This is a genomic window from Flavobacterium phragmitis, from assembly GCF_900112575.1.
Taxonomy (GTDB): domain Bacteria; phylum Bacteroidota; class Bacteroidia; order Flavobacteriales; family Flavobacteriaceae; genus Flavobacterium; species Flavobacterium phragmitis.
In genome coordinates, this window is sequence record NZ_FOMH01000006.1 from 352,459 (window position 1) to 373,532 (window position 21,074).

The following is a 21,074-nucleotide window of genomic DNA, read 5'->3' on the forward strand; positions in this document are numbered from 1 at the left end:
GACAGAATTTTTTTTTCGAGATTTTATGATTTTCGCTTCAAAATTGCAAAGAATAATAGCGCCCAAGCAATAATTAATAGAAAACCACCCACAGGAGTTGCGAAAACGATAATTTTAGAATAGAACAAAGTATAATCTTTTGTTGCTACCAAATAAATTGAACCACTAAATAAAACAACTCCGGCAACTACTAAATTATAGATTGATTTAAGTGTTTTTTCGGCAAGCTCTTTTTGGGTAGCTAGAAAGAGAAGAAAAAGAGCATGATACATTTGGTAACGAACCCCAACTTCAAAAGTATTTAACTGATCAACTGAAAGATATTTTTTTAATAAATGGGCTCCAAAAGCGCCCAAAATAATAGCTAACATCCCTATAAAAGCTCCAGTAAGAACAAGTTTTCTTTTCATGATTTATATCTTTTGAAATTTGACACAAAAATACTTCAAACAAACTGAATAACCGCTTTTCAAAAGATATTATTTAGAACAAAATCAGATTATTTATTTTCTAGAATTCTAAAAATAAAATGAATTTTATTTGATTTCAATTGTTATATTTATAACATTTAAATATATTTGTGTTAAATATTTAAGACATGAGAAACGTTTTAATAATTGGAGCAGGAAGATCTGCATCGTCATTGATTCGATATTTATTATCAAAATCTGATGAAGAAAAACTGCATTTAACTGTAGCCGATCTTTCATTGGATTTAGCGAAAGCGAAAACGCACAATCATCCTAATGCCACTCCTCTCGCCTTAGATATTTTTAATGCTGAAGAAAGAAAAACGGCAATTCAAAATGCTTCGATAGTCATTTCGATGCTTCCGGCACATTTGCATATCGAAATTGCGAAAGATTGTTTGGAATACAAAAAGCATTTGGTTACGGCATCTTATATCAGCGATGCCATGCAGGCTTTAAACGATGAAGCCATAAAAAACAATCTGATTTTCATGAACGAAATTGGTCTTGATCCTGGAATCGATCACATGAGCGCCATGAAAGTAATTGATGAAATTCGGGCAAAGGGTGGCAAAATGCTTTTGTTTGAATCTTTCTGTGGCGGACTTGTAGCTCCGGAATCGGATAATAATTTATGGAATTACAAATTTACCTGGGCACCTAGAAATGTAGTTCTGGCCGGACAAGGCGGAGCAGCAAAATTTATTCAGGAAGGAACTTATAAATACATTCCGTACAGCGCTTTGTTTAGAAGAACTGAATTTCTGGAAGTAGAAGGTTACGGAAAATTTGAAGCGTATTCTAACCGTGATTCTCTTAAATACAGATCGATTTACGGTTTAGATGATATTCTGACTTTATACAGAGGAACAATTCGAAGAGTTGGTTTTTCAAGAGCTTGGAATATGTTCGTACAGCTCGGAATGACAGATGATAGTTATGTAATTGAAGGTTCTGAGAATATGAGTTATCGTCAGTTTATCAATTCTTTTCTGCCGTATCATCCGACAGATTCAGTAGAAATCAAAACGAGATTGATCTTAAAAATTGATCAGGACGATATCATGTGGGACAAACTTTTGGAACTGGATTTATTTAACCCAAACAAAAAAGTAAATCTTCCAAATGCCACTCCAGCTCAAATTTTACAAAAGATCCTAACTGACAGCTGGGCTTTGGAACCAGACGATAAAGATATGATTGTCATGTATCATAAATTCGGATACGAACTAAATGGCGAAAAGAAACAGATTGATTCTAAAATGGTTTGCATTGGCGAAGATCAAACCTATACCGCGATGGCCAAAACGGTGGGACTTCCGGTTGCAATTGCGACACTGTTAATCTTAAACGGAAAAATCACAACACCAGGCGTTCAGCTTCCAATAAAAAAAGAAGTTTACGAGCCTATTTTAAAAGAATTGGAAGAGTACGGAGTCATTTTCAACGAACAAAAAGTACCTTACTTTGGATACAATCCAGATTTATTTTAGTCTGGATGCTGCATTTTTTTTAGAATTTTATTTAATTAGTTTTTAATTTTATCCGCTTCTTTGATGCAAAAGGAGCGGATTTTTTTTTCAGAGACAATTTAAATGATTTTTAATTTCCAAAAATGGTTGGTGGGAAATCCATTTTCTGATAGCTTGCTTTTGTTACTTTATACTTTTTTGGTGTTTCTTCAGCTTGAATTGTTATAGGCAAACTGTACAGAACCCGAACCGGCTGCCCCATTTGAGAACCTGGAATCCATGTTGGAGAAAGTTTTAAAGTTCTAATCGCTTCTTCACCTATTCCATAACCCAAATCTTTTACAACTTTAAATTCAGATAATTTGACTTGATAAATTAGTTGAAACTTCTTTGACCATTTCAAATGAAACAAAAGGAACCGCGAACGAAACTACAATTGAAAAAAGCAAAAAGAATCTATTAAATTGATGCATTTTTTCCCTTTCCAATATCCAATGATAAAAAATCAGGAAAACGCTTAATGCAATCGTCGATTTTATAAAAAAGTCTATCATTTTTTCTTTTTTTGAATTTCCGAATCAATTATTCTTCTAAGATCTTCCAGTTCTGAAGCCGACAAATTAGTTTCAGTCGTAAAAAACGAAGCAAACTGCGAAGCTGAGTTATTAAAAAAGTTGCTGATAAGTCCTTTTACATGTTTGGAGAAATAATCGGTTTTCTTGACCAAAGGGTAATATTCTCGAGAATTTCCAAATTCGTTATAAGCCACAAATTTCTTGTCGATCATTCGTTTCAAAAGCGTTGCTACTGTTGTTGTAGCGGGTTTTGGCTCTGAATACGATTCTAATAAATCTTTCATAAAAGCCTTTTCAAGCTTCCATAAATGTTCCATCAATTGTTCTTCTGCGTTTGATAATTGCATTTTTTTAAGGTTCTAAGGTTCTGAGATAATAAGTTTTTTTTCGCAGATCAAGTTTAATAATATGCCTCTTTATTCTTTATTCTTTATTCTTTATTCTTTATTCTTTATTCTTTAATATTTTCAAGTTTTTCCAATTCAGGCAATTCTTTTTTATAAGCTTCTAGATTCCAGTCTATATTCATTTTTGCGGCATATTCTTTCATTGTTCCCAATCCAACCTCGGCACGCCTTTTATCTACATTATCTGGATCAATCATGGGAGAAAAATACCATTTATTAGTCTTTCTGTTTTTTGCAGACTGGCTTCCATAAATCTGTTTTCTTCCTTCTCTTAACGCAACTCGATCTTCTAAATAAGCCAAATTACTTATGTTGGCATTTCCTTTTTTAACCGCTTCCCGCATCATGGGCAAATACTTCTGCTGATATTTTAAAGGCGAATGCTGAATAACCAAAAACAAAGTCTGATTTCCCTGTGTTCCCACTACATCTTTTCCAACCCAGCCTTTTTCGTCCAGTATTTTCATCACCGTGACGAGATTAATACTGTCTTTTTTATTCATTATTTTGCCAATGCTGTCAATTTTGCTTTTACTTGAATTAGGATCCTTATAAATTTTCATAAATTCTACTCGAATTCCCTGATCTTCAGTATAAATATCCAGAAGTTCTTTTTCCATCGTTTTATCATATCGAACGCCAATACTGTCTACTTTTTTTTGAAGTTTACCAATTGTCTTTTCCCATTCTTTCGTATTGTGCAAGGATTTCAAATCATTGTCTATTTTCATACGATCAATATTTTCATAGCCGTTATCAATCGCTAAATCCAGCCATTTAAAGGCTTTTTTATTTTTTTCAGCCAAAGAAGCAGCACAGCCCGCATTATATAAATCTTTCGAATCCTTCTGTTTTATCTTAAAAGCTTTTGTGTAATAATTGACAGCTGTTTTATAATTCGTCGCACTATAACAAGAATCTGCTTTTTTAACCCATTCCTTATACGTTTGAGCCTGAACCAAAACACTATTCATTATAATAAAAAAGAAAGCCAGCAGTTTATTCATCTATTTAATTTTAAAGTTTTATTCTATTTTTTGTTCAGAGAGCAATTCTCCTTTTTCGTATTTTCTAATCTGAAATAATTTTCCTTTATCTGAGTAAAACTTCCATACTCCAAAATAAAACCAATGCGATTCGGTTTCGTTTAATTCCAATTTGGTTTTGCCTTTCGATTCCAGTTTTCCGTTTTCGTAATAACTTTTTACAATACAAATTCCTTTTTTATATTTCTCTGATTTGTATAATTTCCCGTTTATAAAAGTTTTCCATTTCTTAATTGGTAAATCTCTTTTGTAGAATTCGACAGATTTGTATTCCACACTATCCTGAACATACACCTCAACCCATTTTCCTTCTTTCTTTTTATCAATCTTTTGATTAATAAGCGCCGATTTACATCCAAAAAAAGAAAGCAGAATTATCGCAAAAAGTATTTTTCTAATCATTTTGATTCTACAATTATAGATTCTATTCTACAAATGTAGAATTAATTTTCAAACGAGAAAGAAAAAACTGATTTTTTTTATTTAAGATACAGAGTAACAAAGGTTCAAAGGGACAAAGGGCTTTTCTTCTGCACTTTCTCTTTGTCTCTTTGTCACTATGAACCTTTAAAAAGAAAGCAAATCAATCGTTCTCTCCACTTCTTCAAAATCAATATAAAAATTATCGCCTTTTTGAATTCCGACAACAAAGCTGTAATTGATGTTTTCCATGTCTGTGGTGTTTTTAATAACGGCGCTAAAACGATTGGGTGGCTGAAGAATTAAAACAGAAGAACCTGCTTCAAGAGCCATGAGTCCGTGGAATAAATGACTGCCTTCGATACCAATGAGGATTTTAGCACCAGCGCAGGCCGAAAGTATTTCTGCAGCAGTATTTTGAGTAACATCAACAATTTTGAATCCGCATTTTTCTCGGAGTTTTTCGGCAATTTCGAGCTCATTCAGCATCACGCGTGATATTCCCGAATTGCGACGCAGAATAAAAACTCCAGGATGTGAAGTTCCGGGAAATAATGAAAGTATTTTATTTCGGTTGGCTTCAAATCGAAGATGTTTGTTATCGTTATTTCCCCAATTATCATCAAAGAAAATGGCATTTTTCAGATAAGCCGCATTTGTCCGAAATGGATTCATTTCTAAATACGATTCATATTCCAGCATGTGAGAATAGGGAATAATATTTGAAGTTACAGGAACTCCTTCTTGATTGGCCAAGGCATAATTTGCACAATCATCGGTAAGCCAAAGGCCAAAATACTGATTCCCTTCAGAAGTGCTGTAAATAGAAGCATTATCGATTTCTGTATCTATAATCGCTGGCGGAAAATAGTTCATTTTTTTAGAAAGCTGAAAAGAAGGATGAAGTCTGAAATTATAAAGTCCTTTATAAAGAAAACCGTTTATCATCCAAATATCTTTGAGCTTATAAGCAAAAGTCGGTGCATGTTCTACCGTAAAACCTCCGTGCATTGCTGCGTGCGGATCATCTGTAAATGCCGTACCTGTGATACGTTCCAATTGATTCTCCAAAAAATAAGCTTTGGGAGCGATAGTAGTTTTTTCCGGAGCAATCTGCCATGATTTTACGGCAAGCTTTTCCAAAATTCTGCCTTCTCGAAACATCGAATGGCATTTTTTCAATCCTTTCAGATATCGGGTATATCCAATTGGAGAAAATTTGACCTTTTTTTTAACTAAGTCCATTAGCCCACATTAAAATCAACATTAAAATAACATTAGAAAAATTCACAAAACAGGATTATAAACAATATTATGCGGGGCTTGATAATAATAATTTCAAATTTAACTTAATTTATTTAACAAAATGCAAAGTCAACATTAAAATTTTAAATTTAAATTCCAAGTTTTAAAACCCAAATTCAAATAGGAAAACCCAAATTTTAAATTCCAAATTCCAAGAATATTACGAACAAAAAAATCCGCTCATTTCTGAACGGATTTGACTATTTTATTTAACCGCAAAGAGCGCAAGTTTTTTTTAGAGTTACGTTTATAAACGCAAAGTTCGCAAAGCTGTATGATATAGCTTTGCGAACTTTTTAAAATCTTATTAAAAAAATCTTAGCTCCCGATAGCTATCGGGATTGCGTAAATTCTTAGCGCTCTTTGCGATAAAAAAATTTCTGAGCAAGTAAAACTTAACCGCAAAGAGCGCAAGTTTTTTTTCTAGTGTTACGTTTATAAACGCAAAGTTCGTAAAGCTTTGTGATATAGCTTTGCGAACTTTTTAAAATCTTATTAAAAATCCTTGCGAACTTTGCGTAAATTCTTTGCGCCCTTTGCGGTTAAATCACTTAGAAAGCTCCACAAAATATTTATAAAACAACGGAATAGTCTCAATTCCTTTCAAGTAATTAAAGATTCCGAAATGCTCATTTGGCGAGTGAATAGCATCGCTGTCCAAACCAAATCCCATTAAGATCGTTTTGCTTTTTAATTCTTTCTCAAACAAAGCCACAATCGGAATACTTCCTCCTGAACGAACTGGAATTGCAGGAACTCCAAATGTTTCTGTATACGCTTTGTTCGCTGCCTGATAACCGATGCTGTCAATTGGCGTAACATAACCCTGGCCACCGTGATGAGGCGTTACTTTTACCGTAACTCCAGCCGGAGCAATGCTTGTAAAATGTTTCGTGAAAAGTTCTGTAATCTCTTCCCATTCCTGATTTGGAACCAAACGCATCGAGATTTTAGCAAAAGCTTTACTTGCAATAACCGTTTTAGCACCTTCGCCAGTATAACCGCCCCAGATTCCGTTTACGTCTAAAGTTGGACGGATGGAGTTTCTTTCGTTCGTTACATATCCTTTTTCACCATAAACATCAGCAATGTTTAAAGCATTTTTATATTTTTCTAAACTGAAAGGCGCTTTTGCCATTTCGGCTCTTTCTTCTGCAGATAATTCCTGAACTTTATCGTAGAAACCTGGAATGGTAATATGATTGTTTTCGTCGTGAAGCGAAGCAATCATTTTTGCCAAAATATTAATTGGATTCGCCACAGCGCCGCCGTATAAACCAGAATGTAAATCGCGGTTTGGTCCTGTAACTTCTACTTCAACATAACTCAAACCTCTTAAACCTGTTGTGATTGATGGTTGTTGGTTCGAAATCATTCCAGTATCTGAAATCAGGATTACGTCGTTTTTCAGTTTTTCCTGATTGCGTTCTACGAACCAAGCCAAACTTGCAGAACCCACTTCTTCTTCACCTTCGATCATGAATTTTACGTTACATGGCAAAACGTTGTTTTGTACCATATATTCCAACGCTTTTACGTGCATGTACATCTGACCTTTGTCGTCACATGCGCCACGAGCGAAAATGGCACCTTCTGGGTGAATATCTGTATTTTTAATTACGGGTTCGAAAGGTGGTGAAGTCCATAATTCTAATGGATCTGGCGGTTGTACGTCGTAGTGGCCGTAAACTAAAACTGTTGGAAGATTTGGATCTATTATTTTTTCACCGTAGATAATTGGGTAACCTGGAGTGTCGCAAGTTTCGACAAAATCGCATCCTGCTTTTGATAAACTTTCTTTTACAGCGGCTGCTGTGTCAATAACATCTTGAGAATATGCAGTGTCGGCACTTACCGACGGAATCTTTAATAATTCGATCAATTCATTGATAAACCGATCTTTATGTTGTTGAACGTAGGACTTAATATTTTCCATTTAAATTATTTTTATAGAAAACCAAAAGTACGAAAAAGAGAATTAAAAAAAATTTTCAAAAAATGCTTTGATAATTCAAAAGTATGCCTATCTTTGCACCCACAATTACCGCGGATATGGCGAAATTGGTAGACGTGCCAGACTTAGGATCTGGTGCCGCAAGGCGTGTAGGTTCGAGTCCTATTATCCGCACTTTTAAGAAGCTTCTGAATCAACTTTCAGAAGCTTTTTTGTTTTGCTCCACTTTGCTTTTTGTTATTAAAGTTGTTGATAAGCAATTTACTGCAATATCATTTTATTGGTTTCTATTTTTATTTTTGAATGTTTTACTAAAATAAAAACAGAACATGAAACTAAAAATATTAGAATTAAAACTATCTGATGTACAAAAATCTGGGCTTGGTGAATTTTATTCTACTAAGTTTAATTCAACAATAGCGTTAGTAGGAAAAAACGGATCAGGTAAAACAAGATATCTTAAAGCTATTGAAAACTACATTAGATCATGTGACGTAACTACTGACTATGCAAAATGGTTTAGTAATGTTCCTCAATCTTTTTTTGATATGTATTCTGAATATCAAAAAAACAAAGCAAGCTTTGACATTCATAAAGAATTTACATCATCCCAAGCTCTATATAATAATGATCCAAACAATTCAGCAATTAAATCTCGTTTTAATGAAGCTTCATTAAAATACAATCAAATTCTTGCACGCACAAATTCTAATATATTTCAACAGCTGGATAGACATACAAATACAATCAAAAACGAAATTTCTAAACGCCTAAAAGTTATTAATTCAGATGATTTAAGAAAACTACAAGAAAGCTTTACTGGGGATGGAAAAATTTCGTTCCAAACCATAATAGATTCAACATTAGAAAACGTGGAAGTAAATGAATTTAATTTAATAGCAGAAAGCTCATTAAGTTTTTTACAAAGACTTCCTCATAAGCTAGCTTTTGATGAGATTGACTGCAGAGGAGATGAAAAAAAATTTAAAACACGTGTTTCCTATCAACGTTTTGAGCTTTTAAAAAATCTAATAAAAGAATTTTTAGATAAAGATTTGAAATGGCATGCTAAAAATTCTGACATCAGTGAACATGACGATCATGTCAATATTAAAGCCACAGGATATTGGACAATTAACGAAAGAGAATTCAATTACAATGATTTTTCTGATGGCGAAAAAGTTTTATTCACATACGCTATATTATTATTTTTACTTAATATAAATCCTAGAATAAAATTCAGAGAATCAATTATTATTATAGATGAACCAGAACTCAATCTTCATCCAAAAGCTCAAATTAAACTTATAAATACTTTGGAAAATCTGGTTGGAGAAATCGGTCAGATAATTATTGCAACACATTCTTTATCAATAGTAGCAAATTTAGATTACGGATCAATATTTTTAGTTAGAAATAATCAACTTTTAACTCCATCTTCTTCCGTACCATTCAATGCTATAGAGGATTTAATGGGTTTTGAAGAACATTATAACAAAATTGTTGAATTTCTTGTATCTACTCCATCTTGGGCAATGACAAATTTTATGGGACAATGTTTTGAAGACCCAGAAGTTTTTGAATCAGCTAATAAAAATGACCCACAATTAGAAATATTTCAAAAATTAATTCTTGAGAAAAATAATATTCGCATATTAGATTTCGGCTCAGGGAAGGGAAGACTTCTTGACCGAATACGAGAGAACGAAGAATCATGGAAAAGAATTGAAACATATGATTGCTTTGATGTTGATGAATCATTTAACGAATTAGTATCACTTAAAGGAGCATCTTCAATTTTTAACGACTTAAAAAACATCCCTGACAATTCATATGATTTAATTATAATGGTAAATGTCCTTCACGAAATTCATGTAAAACATTGGAAAGAAAGTTTATTAAAAGTAAAGCAATCATTATCTCCAAACGGCTATTTAGCAATTATAGAAGACACGGAACTTCCTGTTGGAGAACTCCCAAATGATCTTGGCTTTTTATTATTAGACAAAGATGAAATGAAAATTTTATTAGGTAAAGAAATTAACTTCTTATCGCCAGCCATCGAGAGATACAAAAATCGCATAATATGCGGAATAATAGATAAAGAGAATCTAAATACAGTAACCAAAAATCATTTAATAAAATGCTTAGAAAAACTTAAAGACAACTCCTTAAAAAACATAAAAGAATATAGACAACTAGAAAATAAAGAATTAGGAATTGGAAGATTGTATGCCTTAAAATCTAATCTATATGTTAATAGTGAATTAGCTATTGAATATTTAAACAATGAAATTTCAAAACCAAAGTCTAATCCATAGTCTCTCTTTCGGAATTGACAACCTCTGAAACAAATACATCAATTCACCTTGGCGAAAGGAGCTTTTCCAACATATCAACGATAGTAACACAATGAAAAAAAAGTTGTAGGGAATTTTCAAATTTGTTGATATGCCTTTAATTTCTCCTTTCGTCGAAATGATCGTGCTTTAAGCACAATTTCTTTTAATCTACACCTAAATAAGGATCCAGCACTTCTGCCAATCTGTTGAGCCAGTAAAAATTATCATCGACATGACACAACTCAGAATCCAGAGTTTCGCAACCTCGCATCGAACTTAACGAAAGAGCATAATTGACCTGCCGGAGCATCTTCGCCATATCTTTTACATCCACAACATCACTAAAAAAAACTTTTAGTCTAGTTTCTACTTCTTTAGGAAAACACTCTGTAGCCATTATCTTATTTTTTGAACACTCCAAATATAATACTTTTGGAGACATAAATGTAACCACGCCAAAAATAAATCTTAAGAATTTTGAAATATGGATATTTCAGAAGAAATCTTTATTGCAAATCTTGGGATTCACATTCGCCAATTGCGTGAAAAAAAAGGTTTATCTCAACAAGCTTTGGCTGATGATTGTGATATTCCTAAAACTCAAATAGGAAGAATAGAAAGAGCTAAAATAAATACTACAATAAAAACCCTTATAAAAATCGCCAATGCTTTAGATATTGAACCTAAAGAATTGCTTGATTTTTCTTTGAAATAAAGCATATCCGTCTAGTTTGTCATTTCGACGTAAGGAGAAATCTCCGCGAGAAGCTCGACAAAGATTGGCGATTATCGTTGCGGAGTTACTTACGGAGATTCTTCGTTCCTCAGAATGACAAGATTGTGGTTACGGTACGTTTAGTACTTTTCGGCTAAAGCCTTTTCCATTTCAATCATAAAAAAAACCTCCAGCTAAAGCAGGAGGCAATTCATTTAACTTTCTTATTCCATAAAGCATATCCGTATAGTTTGTCATTTCCGACAAGATTGAGGCGTTCTCAGTTTCCTTAAAACCTTTTTTTTTGTCATTTCGACTGAAAAGAGACTCGAGCGATAGCGAACAGACGAAGTAAATCACACGCGGGATTCGACACAGATTGGAGAAAAGCTTTACGGAGTTTCTTGTGTGATTTACTTCGTCTGTTCGCTATCGCTCGAGTCTCCTTTCAGTCGAAATGACAATACTTTGTGGTTACAGCTTGGAAAAACTTTGCGCTTCTGCGTCTTCGCGAGATTAAAACACAAAGATTCCCTTTTATATTTTTATTTCTCCGATTTAAACAAAACCTTTCCATAAAACAATACACCAAAATAGATTAAAATACAGGGAAAAATCCATGTTCTAAATCCAATTCCAAGCGCATTGCGAAAACCTTGCGCATATAATAAGGTTGTAAGATATATCATCCAGCAAATTCCAAATTTAAAAATACGTTCGGTTGCCGTCACGTTCTGCGTATAATAAAAAATGGTAAAGGGCATAAAAAAACTTAAAAGAACTGCGCCAAATTTACTGTTGGCACTAGCTTCTATAGGTGTCACCATATAACTAAAAGCAAGCGCTATGGCAAGATTTAAAAGAATCAAAAAAATCGCATTGACAACGAAAGCTCCAATTCTATTATTTTCTGATGTTTTGTTTAAATCTTTTAATTCTGTTTTATCAATTTGAAGCACTTCACAAATGAGCTCCAGCGTTTTGCCACGTGGTTCATTATTGCTGTTTTCGATTCTTTGAATTGTTCTCAAATTAACTTTCGACAATTCTGCCAGTTCTTCTTGCGTAAAGCCTTTTAACTTTCTCGCTTCGCTAATTTTTTTGCCAATATAACTCATGGTTTATGTTTTTAAATTTCAATCCAAAATTATTTCGAAAAGCCTATTTTGATAACGGTTTTCTTACGGCATTTCTACGACATTTTACAATGTCGCTAATATATCATTAATTTTAATGGTGAAGAATAAGTCTTTTTATCTAAGTCATTATTTTCTGATAAAAAACAAAAAAGCCAGAATTGCCAATTTTTTATATCACTATGTATCATTAATTTTACTTTAAAAAAATCTTCAATCGACTTAATCGTCTTTGCTTTAAACTTATCGCTATGTTCCAGAAATCAACTTTTGTTATTGTTCTTCTTTTTATTTTAAGTTCCTGTGCCGTTCGGCAAAAAAGTCTGGAGATAAGCGACTGGTATGCTTTTACAAAATCAAATACCGCACAGCAGGACCCCTCAAAAGTATATGAATTTAAGGATGGAATGATTCGTATGTACGGAGAAGACCTCGGGTGCCTGATGACCAAAAAAAGCTATAAAAACTTTGAGTTTACCTTAGAATACCGATGGAATATGGAAGAACAATACAAAATGAAAGGCACGAAAAACAGTGGCGTTATGTACAATATTCCATTAGATGCATCGGATAAAATCTGGCCAAAAGGAATTCAGTTTCAAATAAAAGAAAACGTTACGGGCGACTTTATATTCCTGGATCAGGTAACAGCAAAAGTGAACGGAAAACAGATTGAAGCCGGCGCAAGTGTGGTTTCTCCAAAGTTTTTAGCAAATGAAAATCCGTTTGGTGAATGGAATGCCGTAGTTATTAAGTCTTTCAACGGAAAAATCACTCAATATTTAAATGGAAAATTAGTAAACGAATGTACCGAAGCTTCAACTGTTGAAGGTAAAATTTCTTTGAATTATGAGCGTTCGCCAATTGATTTTAAAAATATCAGAATTAAGAATATATCAAAGGAATAAACCTTAATAAAAAGCAACCAAAAAACTTTTATAATTTCACGCAACCATTCTGAAATTCAAACATCTAAATAAAAAAGATTGTTATGAAAAAACTGATTTGCTTTTTGATTCTTACTCTAGGAATTCTTGCTTGTTCTTCGGATGAAGTTAAAGCCACTAAAAATTTTGAATTCACTGCCGAATACACCACACAAATAACAGTTGGCGGTGTTGTTGGCGTAAGCAACCGAACTTTTAAGGTTGGAGAAACTTTTACAGGAACCGACAACGGAAAAGAAACCATAAAAATCAGAATCGCCGAACATTCTACATTAAATGATAATTGTCCAAGCAATACTTGCTATCAGGAATTTTTAGAAGTTCCTCGAGTTTATCTGAAATTGGCCGAATAAAATCTTGAATCACAGGAATACGTTAAGTTTACCATTTTAGGGAACACAACTCGAGCGATAGCGAACTGACAATACTATGTGGTTACAGTATGATAAAAATCCTTTTAATCTTGATAATCTGTGGCAAAAACAAAACACAACTCAGAAATTTCTTTAATTATTTTACGCTTTAATGTTTAAATATTCTTATTTTTAAAATACCAAAAACCTAAATCTGCATATTTTATTTTGTTTTTAAATTTCAAAAATCATTTAGAACATGAAGAAATACAGATTATTAGTCATTTTTTTAGCAATTATTGCTGTTTTTTATTTTGCAAGAACGGTTCGAAATTTCACTGTTAAACAGGAAACCCGAACTATTAAATCGGAACATTTTGTTATTTCCTACAGCGGCATTTATAAAAGTGAAGCCGAAAAAGTCAGCAAACATCTCGAAGACAATTATTCTGCAATTAGAGAAAATTTAAAAGACGTTGAGCACGACCTGATTAAGGTTTTTGTTTACGGTTCGCAATTTAAATTTAACAATGCGACAGGTTTAACCGAAAACACAAAAGGAACAAGCCGTGGTCCAAACGAATTTCATTTTGTGTGGACGAATTGGTTTAATTCTATCTTCCCGGATGATCCGCTAAAAACGGCACTGCATGAATTTACGCATTGCGTTCAGCTCAACATTTTAATTTATAAAGCAAAAAACACGATTATCACTCAAGACCGACTGATTTTTGAAAGGGAATTTGAGAAAAAGTTTAAAGCCGAATATCCTCGTTGGCTTTGGGAATCGATCAGTATTTTTGAAGCAAAAGAAGTCAATTCCATAAGCGTGAAATACGCCAAAAGCAAAAACCTGACTTTAGAAGAACTCAATCAAAGCAATCAGATTTATAATATTGGTTATACCATTATCGAATATATGACCAAAAAATGGGGAAAAGATATTCTGCCCAAACTGATTTCGTCTTTCGGCAACATCGAAAAAACATTGAATGTAAGTCGTGAAGAATTTGAAAAAGGCTGGATGGCATTTTTGGAAGAGAATTATTGATTCGGCTCGTTTGTCATTTCGACCGAAGGGAGAAATCACACTCGTATATCAACAAAGATTGGCACTTTTCTTTGTGGAGTTTCTAGCGTGATTTCTCCCTTCGGTCGAAATGACAATACTTTGTGTTTACAATGCAAAAAACCTTTGTTAAAGTTTAAAACTTTGACAAAGGTCTCTCTTATCATTTTGGAATTTGGAATTTATTTATTAGAATTTAATATCTCAATAATCTTATCCACGTTAACCTCACTATAATCTTTAATATAAAAATTACAAGGAGGAAGCTCTTCTTTCGTATGCGTGCTCAAAACGCCTACGACTTTCATTCCGGCATTTAGTCCTGCTGTAACGCCCGAAAAAGAATCTTCAAAAACCACGCAATCAGACGGAGAAACTCCAACTCTTTCTGCCGATTTTAAATATACTTCTGGGTTTGGTTTATGAAACGTAACATCTTCGCTCGACATCATCGAATCCATTTTTTCACCTAGTTTTAGGAAATTGGCAATCAAATCCAGATTCGCACGAGGTGCCGAAGTTCCAACAGCTGTTTTGAATCCGCGGGATTTTAACTCATTTAAAAAATCCATATAATGCGGAATCGTTTCGACTTTGTCTTTGTAAATCTCACGAAACATGCCTTCTTTTTCCTCTTCAAGTTTGATCAGTTCTTCTCCCTGAATCGGACGCTTGAAGAAATGCGTCATGATATAACTATTGTGTTTTCCGTACATATGCTCTTCGAATTCTTCCTGAGTGTACGGAATATTATATTTTTTGAAAAACTCCTCAAAAGCGACTACGTGATGTGGATTGGTGTGGCAAATCACACCGTCCATATCAAAAATTACACATTGCTGGCTCATATATTTGTTTTGTTGTTTTAACGGTTGCAAGATAAGTTATTCCACAGAGTTGCACGGAGATTTTTCGCAGAGATTCGCTAAGATTTTGTTTTTAATCTCGCAAAGTCGCGGAGTCGCAAAGTTTATTTCACGCAGATTCGGCAGATTTTAGCAGATTTATCTTTTAAGATTTTAGAAATAAATAATCTGCGCTTATCTGCTTAAATCTTTTTAAATCTGCGTGAAATAAAATCCTTTTAATCTTATTAATCTGTGGCTAAAAAAAAATTAAAATCTTTGCGTCTTAGCGACTTTGCGAGATTAAATCCTTAGCCAATCCAAATCTTACTTTTTACCAAAGTCATAGTCTGCCTCAAATGCTGATTACACGCAATAAGAACAATCAAAACCAATAAACCATAACCTACAACAGTATAAATCTCCATATCGGCCAAAAGAGTCGATTGTTTAGCTACTGTTCCGAAAATCTTTTTCATTGCCAGAACATTGGCATTATCTGCTGAATATCCTTTGGCAATAAAACTCTGGGTTGTATTTGCAATAGTTTGTTGTGCTTCGGGATTTTCGCCGGTTACAAACTGACTTAGTTTAAAAAAGTGTTTTTTATTTAAAAATACAGTCGCATTCTGCATGATGCAAAAACCAATCGTGCTTCCCCAAAAACGTCCCGAAACCCCTACAATTCCCGAAGAAACCGCCATATTTGCAGGAACCGAAGAGGTGGTAAACAGAATCAACGGAACAAATAAAAACCCCACTCCGATGCCCTGCAAAAAGTACGGAACAATAATATCTGATAAAGCCACATCGGGCACAAAAAGAAACGTAAACCAAAAATGATACAAGGCAATTAGCGAAAAACCTATCAGGAAAATAATTTTGGTAGAAACCGATTTCATGAGGAAATAAGCCGCCAAAATCAATCCGATTACATTTCCGAGTCCGTTAATGTACTGCACGCCCGCAACACGCGACGGATCCCAATTCCAAATCGAAAACATCGCCGAATGACAAAGACTCAACGTTGCTCTGCTGATGTAAAAAAGGAAAAACAATAAAAACCCAATTCGCAAATTGGCGTATTTAAAAACTTCAAAATCAAAAGTAGGCCTTTTAACCAAAAGCTCTTTAAAAATAAACAAACCTCCTGTTATCAAAGCAATTATAAGCGCCACAACCAATTCTGAAGATTCGAACCAATATTTTTTCTCGGCATATACAAAAAAGTAGGCACCGCAAAGAATAGCTGTTAAAACCAAAAAATAGCTCATCCAGTCGATTTGATACAACGGGATTTTCTTTGTGATTCGATGCCCACGAAAAGTAACCAAGATTAAAAAGACATTTAAAACCTGCAGTCCGCCCGAAACATACAGCATGTATTTCCAGTCGTAATGATCCAGAAACCAAACCGCAATATTCATAATAAAAGGCGTTGACAACAGCAGAGAGCCATAATAAAAGGAAAAACCAATTATAATGGCGTTTTTAGAATCAAACTGCTCAATAAGCAATTGTCTGATGGTAATGGCAGGAAGCGCCATTAAGATTCCTTCGGCAACTCTCAAAAGCAAGAAAACCGCAAAATTATCGACATAACCCGACGCCACAATCGTAACTCCAATTAAGGAATAAACACCTATGAGGTAATTTTTGGCAGGGAAAAAACTCGAAAATCGGCTTTCTATGAGAATTGTAGCCAGCAGAGTTCCATACGTAACACACATTGCAAACTGCAAATCTTCGGGCTCAATATCCAGAAAACTTGCCGCATACGTTACGTTTGACGTATAAACTCCCAATAAAATCATGGAATGCAAAAGACAAACAAACAAAATTGTAATGATTGCCCATTTTGGAACCCATGATTTAAAAATACTTTTATCTTCCATTTTAGTGTGCTGCGATCACAGTAATATTCATTCCCGCTCTTAAAAAGTCAGTTTGTTTGTCGCTGTCTTTCAACTGAATTCTAACCGGAATTCTTTGTTCAATTTTTACGAAGTTACCCGTTGCGTTATCTGGAGGAAGCAATGAAAATCTTGCCCCGCTCGCTGGCGATAAAGATGCAATTGTTCCTGTAAAAGTCTTATCGCTCAAAGCATCGGCTTTTATTTCAACATCTTGTCCAACTTTTAAATATTGCAATTGCGTTTCTTTAAAATTGGCTGTAATCCATTTTTCTTTACTTACAATTGACAATAGAGATTGACCTTCTTTTACCAATTGTCCTGGCTGTAGAGTTCGTTTTCCAACCCAACCGTCATAAGGTGCTGTAATTATGGTGTAAGAAAGGAATAAAGCTGCATTATCAGCCACAGCTTGTTTTGAAGCAATATTGGTTTGTGTTGTCGGAACGTTTGCTTCGGCCACAGAAGTGCTCAAAGCCGAAGTATGAATTCTGTTTTTCATTTCCTGAAAATGTGCCTGAGCTGATTCGTAATCTGCTTTTACTTTTTCTAATTGCTGAGAAGTTGCGGCTTCTTCGCTTACCAAAGCTTTGTATCTTTCGTATTCCAATTTGGTTTTCCAAAGATTCGCTTTAGCCGCTTCTAACTGCGCTTCGTTAATCGCTGTTGCGCTTGCTGTATTTATGGCATTTTTCTCTGCCACAACGCTATTTTGTTTCGCATTCTGAACATCGGCAAGAGCCACATTCAATTTCGATTGGTATTCTCTATTATCAATTACAACCAAAGTGTCTCCCTTATGTACAAATTGGTTTTCGTTAAAACGAACTTCCTGCACATAACCCGTAATTCGCGACATAATTGGCGTTACATATTGTTCTACCTGCGCATCATTGGTTTCTTCGTGATTTCGGTTGAAAACATAAAACCAAATTCCCAAAATAACCCCACTTATTACCAGCGTGCACGCAATAATCGTTATTAGTATATGAAACGTTTTGTTTCTTCTAGTTTCATTTTTAATCTTAACCATATCTTTTTCTCTATTCTTTTATCTATTTTCCCGGGATTAAAATCCCGCGATACAATATGAATCGTTCCTTCTGAACTGAAAATCTATATTCTTTACTCTATTTTCTTTCTTCTTTCAAAATCTAACTCTGCGGAAGCATTCCCGCCGTATGAAGCAGTTCGTAATGTTTTAAAACCGCATCCAATCGAGTAGAAATTTTGTTGTATTTTGCCTGAAGCAAAGCATTATCGGCATCGACCATTTCGGTAATTAAAACCAATTGGTTTAAGTATTTCAGTTTTACGATTCGGTAGTTTTCTTCGGCTAAATCCAACGCTTTGTCAACGACGACAAACTTTTCAAGGATTTCTTGATATTGTGTATGTTCTTTATATAGCTGATCTTGAATTTCTTCTTTTATGATTTCAGTCTGCATTTTCTGTAAATCGATTTTAGTGCTCGCTTTTGCCACTTTCGTTTTGTTTTTGTACAAAGACGAAAGATCAAAACGCGCCTCGATTCCCACCTGCCCTAAGGTATACAAATACGGATTTGGCGGGAAGAATTTGTAGTTTGGATAATAAAAACCATAATTCCCGAAGAAGTTTACGCTTGGCAGATAATTCCCTTTTACCAATTGCAATTCGGTTTTGCTAATGTTTAATTCCTGGCTCGCCATTCGCATTTCTTCATTCTGCATCGCTTTATTCATATAAAAATCATACGGATCTAGACCGTTCATTTCATCAAGACTTGAAGTTGTATCGATTACAATTTCTTCGTTTTCCGGAATCTGGATCAGCGTTTTCAAATCGTGAAGTGCTATTTTAATGTTTTTGGAGTTAGTTAACGCATTCAATTCGCGGTCTGAAAGCTGTAATTCGGCACGAATAACTTCGTTTTTCGTAACCGTTCCATGTTTTTGAAGGGATTGCACTTCTTTCAATCGGCTTTTTTCTTCTTTGATGTTTTCTTCAAAAATCTTCTGAAGTTCCATCATTTTATAAATAGCCAGATAGTTTGCCACCACTTCAAGTTCGATATCATTTTCAGCCTTTTCGGTTTTTATTTTAGCGATTTCGTTTTCCTGATTCGCAATTTTAATCGCGTTATTAATCTTGTTTCCAACGTAAATTGGCATTTTAAAAGTTGAATTGACCTCATAAATTTCAGGAATTGCCGGAGTAACTTCTTTGTCTTTCAAAAACCCGCTTCCTTTGAATTCGGTAATATTCGTGATGCGAGAATACATGCCGTTTAGCTGTACGTCTGGCAGTCGGAGTTCTTTTCTTTCTTTGATGTTTTGCTCTGCGAGCGTGACCTCCAATTGAGATCTAAGGATTTTTTTGTTGTTTTCTTTGGCCAGTTTCAAAGCTTCTTGCAATGAAAGCGTGTGAACTTCCTGCGCTTGTAAGCCATTGAATGCTAAAATCATTAGGATTAACAGCAGGATTCTGGGAAAACAATCGTCTGTAGAATTTGTTGTTTTAAGGAACATAAATACATTAAATATTTGATGGTGCAAAGTTCCTTCATTTTTCCGTTGACTGATAATTCTAAAAAGCCAACAACATATTCATTTCGGACAAACGTTAAAATTGTGTTTTCCGAAAACGTTATATTAAAACACTGAAAAACAATTTATTACAAAATAGGTTTGGATTGTGATATTTCACGCAGATTTTAATAGATTTGAGCAGAATGCGCAGATTTTTATTTTTTGTTCTCGCAGATTTGGCAGATTGTGCAGATTATAAAGCATTTAAAAAAATCTCTCAAATCTGCTCCCGATAGCTATCGGGACTGCGAGAGAAAAATGTTTATGTCTAACTAAAGAAAATTTGCTTAATCTGCCTAAATTTATTTAAATCTGCGTGAAACAAAAGCTATTTAGTTCTTTTCCAAAATTTCCTCTCCGTTTAAGTAATCAGAAGGTCGTTGGCCTAAAATCTTGAAAAAAGTATTACTGAAAGTCGGAACACTATTATAACCAACTTCTTGAGCTACCTCTTTTACCGAAAGCTTTCTTTCTAATAAAAGTTCGATTGCTTTTAAAATTCTACGGATGGTATAATATTGAATAAACGACATGCCCAAGTCTTTTTGAAACAAACGATATAAAGAGCGTTCACTGTAACCAAATTCATGCGCGACATCAGCAAACAGAATTGTTTCTCCAAGATTGTTTTCAATATGGCGCAGAATTTTTCCAAGACGTTTGTCCTTAGGTTGTGGTAATTCTAAAGGCAAGTTATTGGTACAAATTTGAGGAAGAATCGCTTTTATCGCTTTGGCAATTGTAAAATTTGGAGTTCCTTTTTTAAGATCTCCATTCCATCGATTGGTAAAAAGCATCATTTGCAATAACAAATTGTTGACTGGATAAATTCCTTCAACTTTATAAAAGTCATCTTCTTCTTTTTCAACAGGAAAATACAAATTTCGCATTGTTACACTTTCCGATTTCGGCTCGATACTATGCTCCACTCCACTCGGAATCCATATAAAATGTCTTGCTGGCAAAAAATAAGTTTTGGTTTCTGTAGTTACAAAAACAACATCGCCTTCAGCGTATAAGAGCTGTGCTTTCTGGTGTCTGTGTGGCGGAATAAACAATTCACCCATCAAATCGTGGTGGCAGTAAATGCTTTTTTTATCAGCATCTACTTTTTTGATGTAATATTTATCGAGTTTTTGACCGGAGTGTTCCATAATATAAAGATAGGAAGAAATTTAACCGCAAAGCACGCAAGGATTTTTTGGATCAAGAACAAAACTTGGGGAAGAATATCAAAATAAAATCAGAAATTTGCAGTCTAAGAATTACACATGACTGCTTTAGAACTTTTAAAATTTATGCTTCCTGATTTTTTAGTAGATCACTTTGAAGTAGTTTCCACCAGCAACACAGAAGAAGTATTGCATCTGTATTTTGAAGAAAAAATAAAACCTCCGCAAGAGTTCAATGCTCTAGAATTGGTTTCCAAGGGTTTCATGGATGAGATTACGATTCAGGATTTCCCTTTAAGAGGCAGGTTTGTATATTTACATATCAAAAGACGTCGTTGGACCAATAAAGCCAACGGGGAAATT

At 34.2% G+C, this 21,074-nt stretch carries 21 protein-coding genes and 1 tRNA gene; 8 read left to right on the plus strand and 14 right to left on the minus strand.

The genetic code is table 11. The features are described 5' to 3' along the window. Positions 1-23 precede the first annotated feature (23 nt). The gene (locus BM289_RS13055) at positions 24-410 is read right to left on the minus strand and encodes a DUF423 domain-containing protein (RefSeq protein WP_091494160.1); all 387 of its coding nucleotides are present in this window, start codon (positions 408-410) and stop codon (positions 24-26) included. A 188-nt stretch (positions 411-598) separates the two neighbouring features. Between BM289_RS13055 and BM289_RS13060 the strand changes: the two genes are divergently transcribed. Then, the gene (locus BM289_RS13060) at positions 599-1,963 is read left to right on the plus strand and encodes a saccharopine dehydrogenase family protein (protein WP_091494163.1); all 1,365 of its coding nucleotides are present in this window, start codon (positions 599-601) and stop codon (positions 1,961-1,963) included. 109 nt (positions 1,964-2,072) lie between these two features. On the opposite strand, the gene BM289_RS13065 is transcribed toward BM289_RS13060, so the two are convergent. The 6 genes from BM289_RS13065 to BM289_RS13090 form a co-directional block, all read right to left on the minus strand. Continuing rightward, positions 2,073-2,276 carry a hypothetical protein gene (locus BM289_RS13065; protein ID WP_143102079.1) on the minus strand — a complete coding sequence of 68 codons (204 nt, stop codon included), beginning with the start codon at positions 2,274-2,276 and terminating at the stop codon, positions 2,073-2,075. 216 nt (positions 2,277-2,492) lie between these two features. Further along, the gene (locus tag BM289_RS13070; protein ID WP_091494169.1) at positions 2,493-2,864 is read right to left on the minus strand and encodes a BlaI/MecI/CopY family transcriptional regulator; all 372 of its coding nucleotides are present in this window, start codon (positions 2,862-2,864) and stop codon (positions 2,493-2,495) included. A gap of 104 nt (positions 2,865-2,968) precedes the next feature. Further along, positions 2,969-3,931 carry a DUF6624 domain-containing protein gene (locus tag BM289_RS13075; RefSeq protein WP_091494172.1) on the minus strand — a complete coding sequence of 321 codons (963 nt, stop codon included), beginning with the start codon at positions 3,929-3,931 and terminating at the stop codon, positions 2,969-2,971. Positions 3,932-3,949: 18 nt separating this feature from the next. Beyond that, positions 3,950-4,372 carry a toxin-antitoxin system YwqK family antitoxin gene (locus BM289_RS13080; protein WP_091494175.1) on the minus strand — a complete coding sequence of 141 codons (423 nt, stop codon included), beginning with the start codon at positions 4,370-4,372 and terminating at the stop codon, positions 3,950-3,952. A gap of 165 nt (positions 4,373-4,537) precedes the next feature. Next, a complete protein-coding gene (locus BM289_RS13085; protein ID WP_091494177.1) occupies positions 4,538-5,635 on the minus strand; it encodes a glycosyltransferase family 61 protein in 1,098 nt (365 codons plus the stop codon). A gap of 607 nt (positions 5,636-6,242) precedes the next feature. Then, a complete protein-coding gene (locus BM289_RS13090; protein ID WP_091494180.1) occupies positions 6,243-7,631 on the minus strand; it encodes a dipeptidase in 1,389 nt (462 codons plus the stop codon). Between the two features lie 110 nt (positions 7,632-7,741). On the opposite strand from BM289_RS13090, the gene BM289_RS13095 reads away from it, so the two are divergent. Further along, positions 7,742-7,823 (plus strand) — tRNA-Leu (locus tag BM289_RS13095). Between the two features lie 155 nt (positions 7,824-7,978). Beyond that, positions 7,979-9,970 (plus strand): AAA family ATPase, encoded by a 1,992-nt coding sequence (locus BM289_RS13100; RefSeq protein ID WP_091494181.1) that lies wholly within the window; start codon positions 7,979-7,981, stop codon positions 9,968-9,970. Positions 9,971-10,154: 184 nt separating this feature from the next. On the opposite strand, the gene BM289_RS13105 is transcribed toward BM289_RS13100, so the two are convergent. Next, positions 10,155-10,388 carry a hypothetical protein gene (locus BM289_RS13105; protein ID WP_091494244.1) on the minus strand — a complete coding sequence of 78 codons (234 nt, stop codon included), beginning with the start codon at positions 10,386-10,388 and terminating at the stop codon, positions 10,155-10,157. 87 nt (positions 10,389-10,475) lie between these two features. On the opposite strand from BM289_RS13105, the gene BM289_RS13110 reads away from it, so the two are divergent. Further along, positions 10,476-10,706, plus strand: coding sequence for a helix-turn-helix domain-containing protein (locus BM289_RS13110; RefSeq protein WP_091494184.1), 231 nt, complete (start codon positions 10,476-10,478; stop codon positions 10,704-10,706). A 545-nt stretch (positions 10,707-11,251) separates the two neighbouring features. Here the strand turns inward: BM289_RS13110 and BM289_RS13115 are convergent. Next, complete coding sequence (locus BM289_RS13115) at positions 11,252-11,824, minus strand: helix-turn-helix domain-containing protein (protein WP_091494186.1); 573 nt, start codon at positions 11,822-11,824, stop codon at positions 11,252-11,254. A 269-nt stretch (positions 11,825-12,093) separates the two neighbouring features. Between BM289_RS13115 and BM289_RS13120 the strand changes: the two genes are divergently transcribed. The 3 genes from BM289_RS13120 to BM289_RS13130 all read left to right on the plus strand — a co-directional run bounded on the left by BM289_RS13120 (position 12,094) and on the right by BM289_RS13130 (position 14,193). Then, positions 12,094-12,750 carry a 3-keto-disaccharide hydrolase gene (locus BM289_RS13120; protein ID WP_091494189.1) on the plus strand — a complete coding sequence of 219 codons (657 nt, stop codon included), beginning with the start codon at positions 12,094-12,096 and terminating at the stop codon, positions 12,748-12,750. An 83-nt stretch (positions 12,751-12,833) separates the two neighbouring features. Beyond that, positions 12,834-13,142, plus strand: a complete 309-nt coding sequence (locus tag BM289_RS13125; protein WP_091494192.1) for a hypothetical protein — start codon at positions 12,834-12,836, stop codon at positions 13,140-13,142. A 259-nt stretch (positions 13,143-13,401) separates the two neighbouring features. Next, positions 13,402-14,193, plus strand: coding sequence for a hypothetical protein (locus BM289_RS13130; RefSeq protein ID WP_091494194.1), 792 nt, complete (start codon positions 13,402-13,404; stop codon positions 14,191-14,193). Between the two features lie 200 nt (positions 14,194-14,393). Here the strand turns inward: BM289_RS13130 and BM289_RS13135 are convergent, their stop codons facing one another. The 5 genes from BM289_RS13135 to BM289_RS13155 all read right to left on the minus strand — a co-directional run bounded on the left by BM289_RS13135 (position 14,394) and on the right by BM289_RS13155 (position 20,693). Continuing rightward, a complete protein-coding gene (locus BM289_RS13135; RefSeq protein WP_091494198.1) occupies positions 14,394-15,059 on the minus strand; it encodes an HAD family hydrolase in 666 nt (221 codons plus the stop codon). Positions 15,060-15,367: 308 nt separating this feature from the next. Further along, positions 15,368-16,951, minus strand: coding sequence for an MFS transporter (locus tag BM289_RS13140; RefSeq protein ID WP_091494200.1), 1,584 nt, complete (start codon positions 16,949-16,951; stop codon positions 15,368-15,370). A gap of 1 nt (position 16,952) precedes the next feature. Next, complete coding sequence (locus BM289_RS13145; protein WP_091494203.1) at positions 16,953-18,002, minus strand: HlyD family secretion protein; 1,050 nt, start codon at positions 18,000-18,002, stop codon at positions 16,953-16,955. Between the two features lie 121 nt (positions 18,003-18,123). Further along, a complete protein-coding gene (locus BM289_RS13150) occupies positions 18,124-19,416 on the minus strand; it encodes a TolC family protein (protein ID WP_244165370.1) in 1,293 nt (430 codons plus the stop codon). Between the two features lie 455 nt (positions 19,417-19,871). Further along, positions 19,872-20,693, minus strand: coding sequence for a helix-turn-helix transcriptional regulator (locus BM289_RS13155; RefSeq protein ID WP_091494209.1), 822 nt, complete (start codon positions 20,691-20,693; stop codon positions 19,872-19,874). Between the two features lie 117 nt (positions 20,694-20,810). Between BM289_RS13155 and BM289_RS13160 the strand changes: the two genes are divergently transcribed. Then, positions 20,811-21,074 (plus strand): ISAon1 family transposase N-terminal region protein (locus tag BM289_RS13160; RefSeq protein ID WP_091494211.1); only part of this gene is annotated, 264 nt, incomplete at its 3' end.

What these genes read in the sequence shown, in the direction of transcription:
- BM289_RS13150 (WP_244165370.1), bottom strand. Translation starts at nt 19,416, where the DNA reads ATGATTTTAGCATTCAATGGCTTACAAGCGCAGGAAGTTCACACGCTT.
- BM289_RS13075 (WP_091494172.1), bottom strand. Translation starts at nt 3,931, where the DNA reads ATGAATAAACTGCTGGCTTTCTTTTTTATTATAATGAATAGTGTTTTG.
- BM289_RS13145 (WP_091494203.1), bottom strand. Translation starts at nt 18,002, where the DNA reads ATGGTTAAGATTAAAAATGAAACTAGAAGAAACAAAACGTTTCATATA.
- BM289_RS13060 (WP_091494163.1), top strand. Translation starts at nt 599, where the DNA reads ATGAGAAACGTTTTAATAATTGGAGCAGGAAGATCTGCATCGTCATTG.
- BM289_RS13085 (WP_091494177.1), bottom strand. Translation starts at nt 5,635, where the DNA reads ATGGACTTAGTTAAAAAAAAGGTCAAATTTTCTCCAATTGGATATACC.
- BM289_RS13130 (WP_091494194.1), top strand. Translation starts at nt 13,402, where the DNA reads ATGAAGAAATACAGATTATTAGTCATTTTTTTAGCAATTATTGCTGTT.
- BM289_RS13080 (WP_091494175.1), bottom strand. Translation starts at nt 4,372, where the DNA reads ATGATTAGAAAAATACTTTTTGCGATAATTCTGCTTTCTTTTTTTGGA.
- BM289_RS13135 (WP_091494198.1), bottom strand. Translation starts at nt 15,059, where the DNA reads ATGAGCCAGCAATGTGTAATTTTTGATATGGACGGTGTGATTTGCCAC.
- BM289_RS13100 (WP_091494181.1), top strand. Translation starts at nt 7,979, where the DNA reads ATGAAACTAAAAATATTAGAATTAAAACTATCTGATGTACAAAAATCT.
- BM289_RS13105 (WP_091494244.1), bottom strand. Translation starts at nt 10,388, where the DNA reads ATGGCTACAGAGTGTTTTCCTAAAGAAGTAGAAACTAGACTAAAAGTT.
- BM289_RS13125 (WP_091494192.1), top strand. Translation starts at nt 12,834, where the DNA reads ATGAAAAAACTGATTTGCTTTTTGATTCTTACTCTAGGAATTCTTGCT.
- BM289_RS13090 (WP_091494180.1), bottom strand. Translation starts at nt 7,631, where the DNA reads ATGGAAAATATTAAGTCCTACGTTCAACAACATAAAGATCGGTTTATC.
- BM289_RS13115 (WP_091494186.1), bottom strand. Translation starts at nt 11,824, where the DNA reads ATGAGTTATATTGGCAAAAAAATTAGCGAAGCGAGAAAGTTAAAAGGC.
- BM289_RS13140 (WP_091494200.1), bottom strand. Translation starts at nt 16,951, where the DNA reads ATGGAAGATAAAAGTATTTTTAAATCATGGGTTCCAAAATGGGCAATC.
- BM289_RS13070 (WP_091494169.1), bottom strand. Translation starts at nt 2,864, where the DNA reads ATGCAATTATCAAACGCAGAAGAACAATTGATGGAACATTTATGGAAG.
- BM289_RS13110 (WP_091494184.1), top strand. Translation starts at nt 10,476, where the DNA reads ATGGATATTTCAGAAGAAATCTTTATTGCAAATCTTGGGATTCACATT.
- BM289_RS13155 (WP_091494209.1), bottom strand. Translation starts at nt 20,693, where the DNA reads ATGGAACACTCCGGTCAAAAACTCGATAAATATTACATCAAAAAAGTA.
- BM289_RS13120 (WP_091494189.1), top strand. Translation starts at nt 12,094, where the DNA reads ATGTTCCAGAAATCAACTTTTGTTATTGTTCTTCTTTTTATTTTAAGT.
- BM289_RS13055 (WP_091494160.1), bottom strand. Translation starts at nt 410, where the DNA reads ATGAAAAGAAAACTTGTTCTTACTGGAGCTTTTATAGGGATGTTAGCT.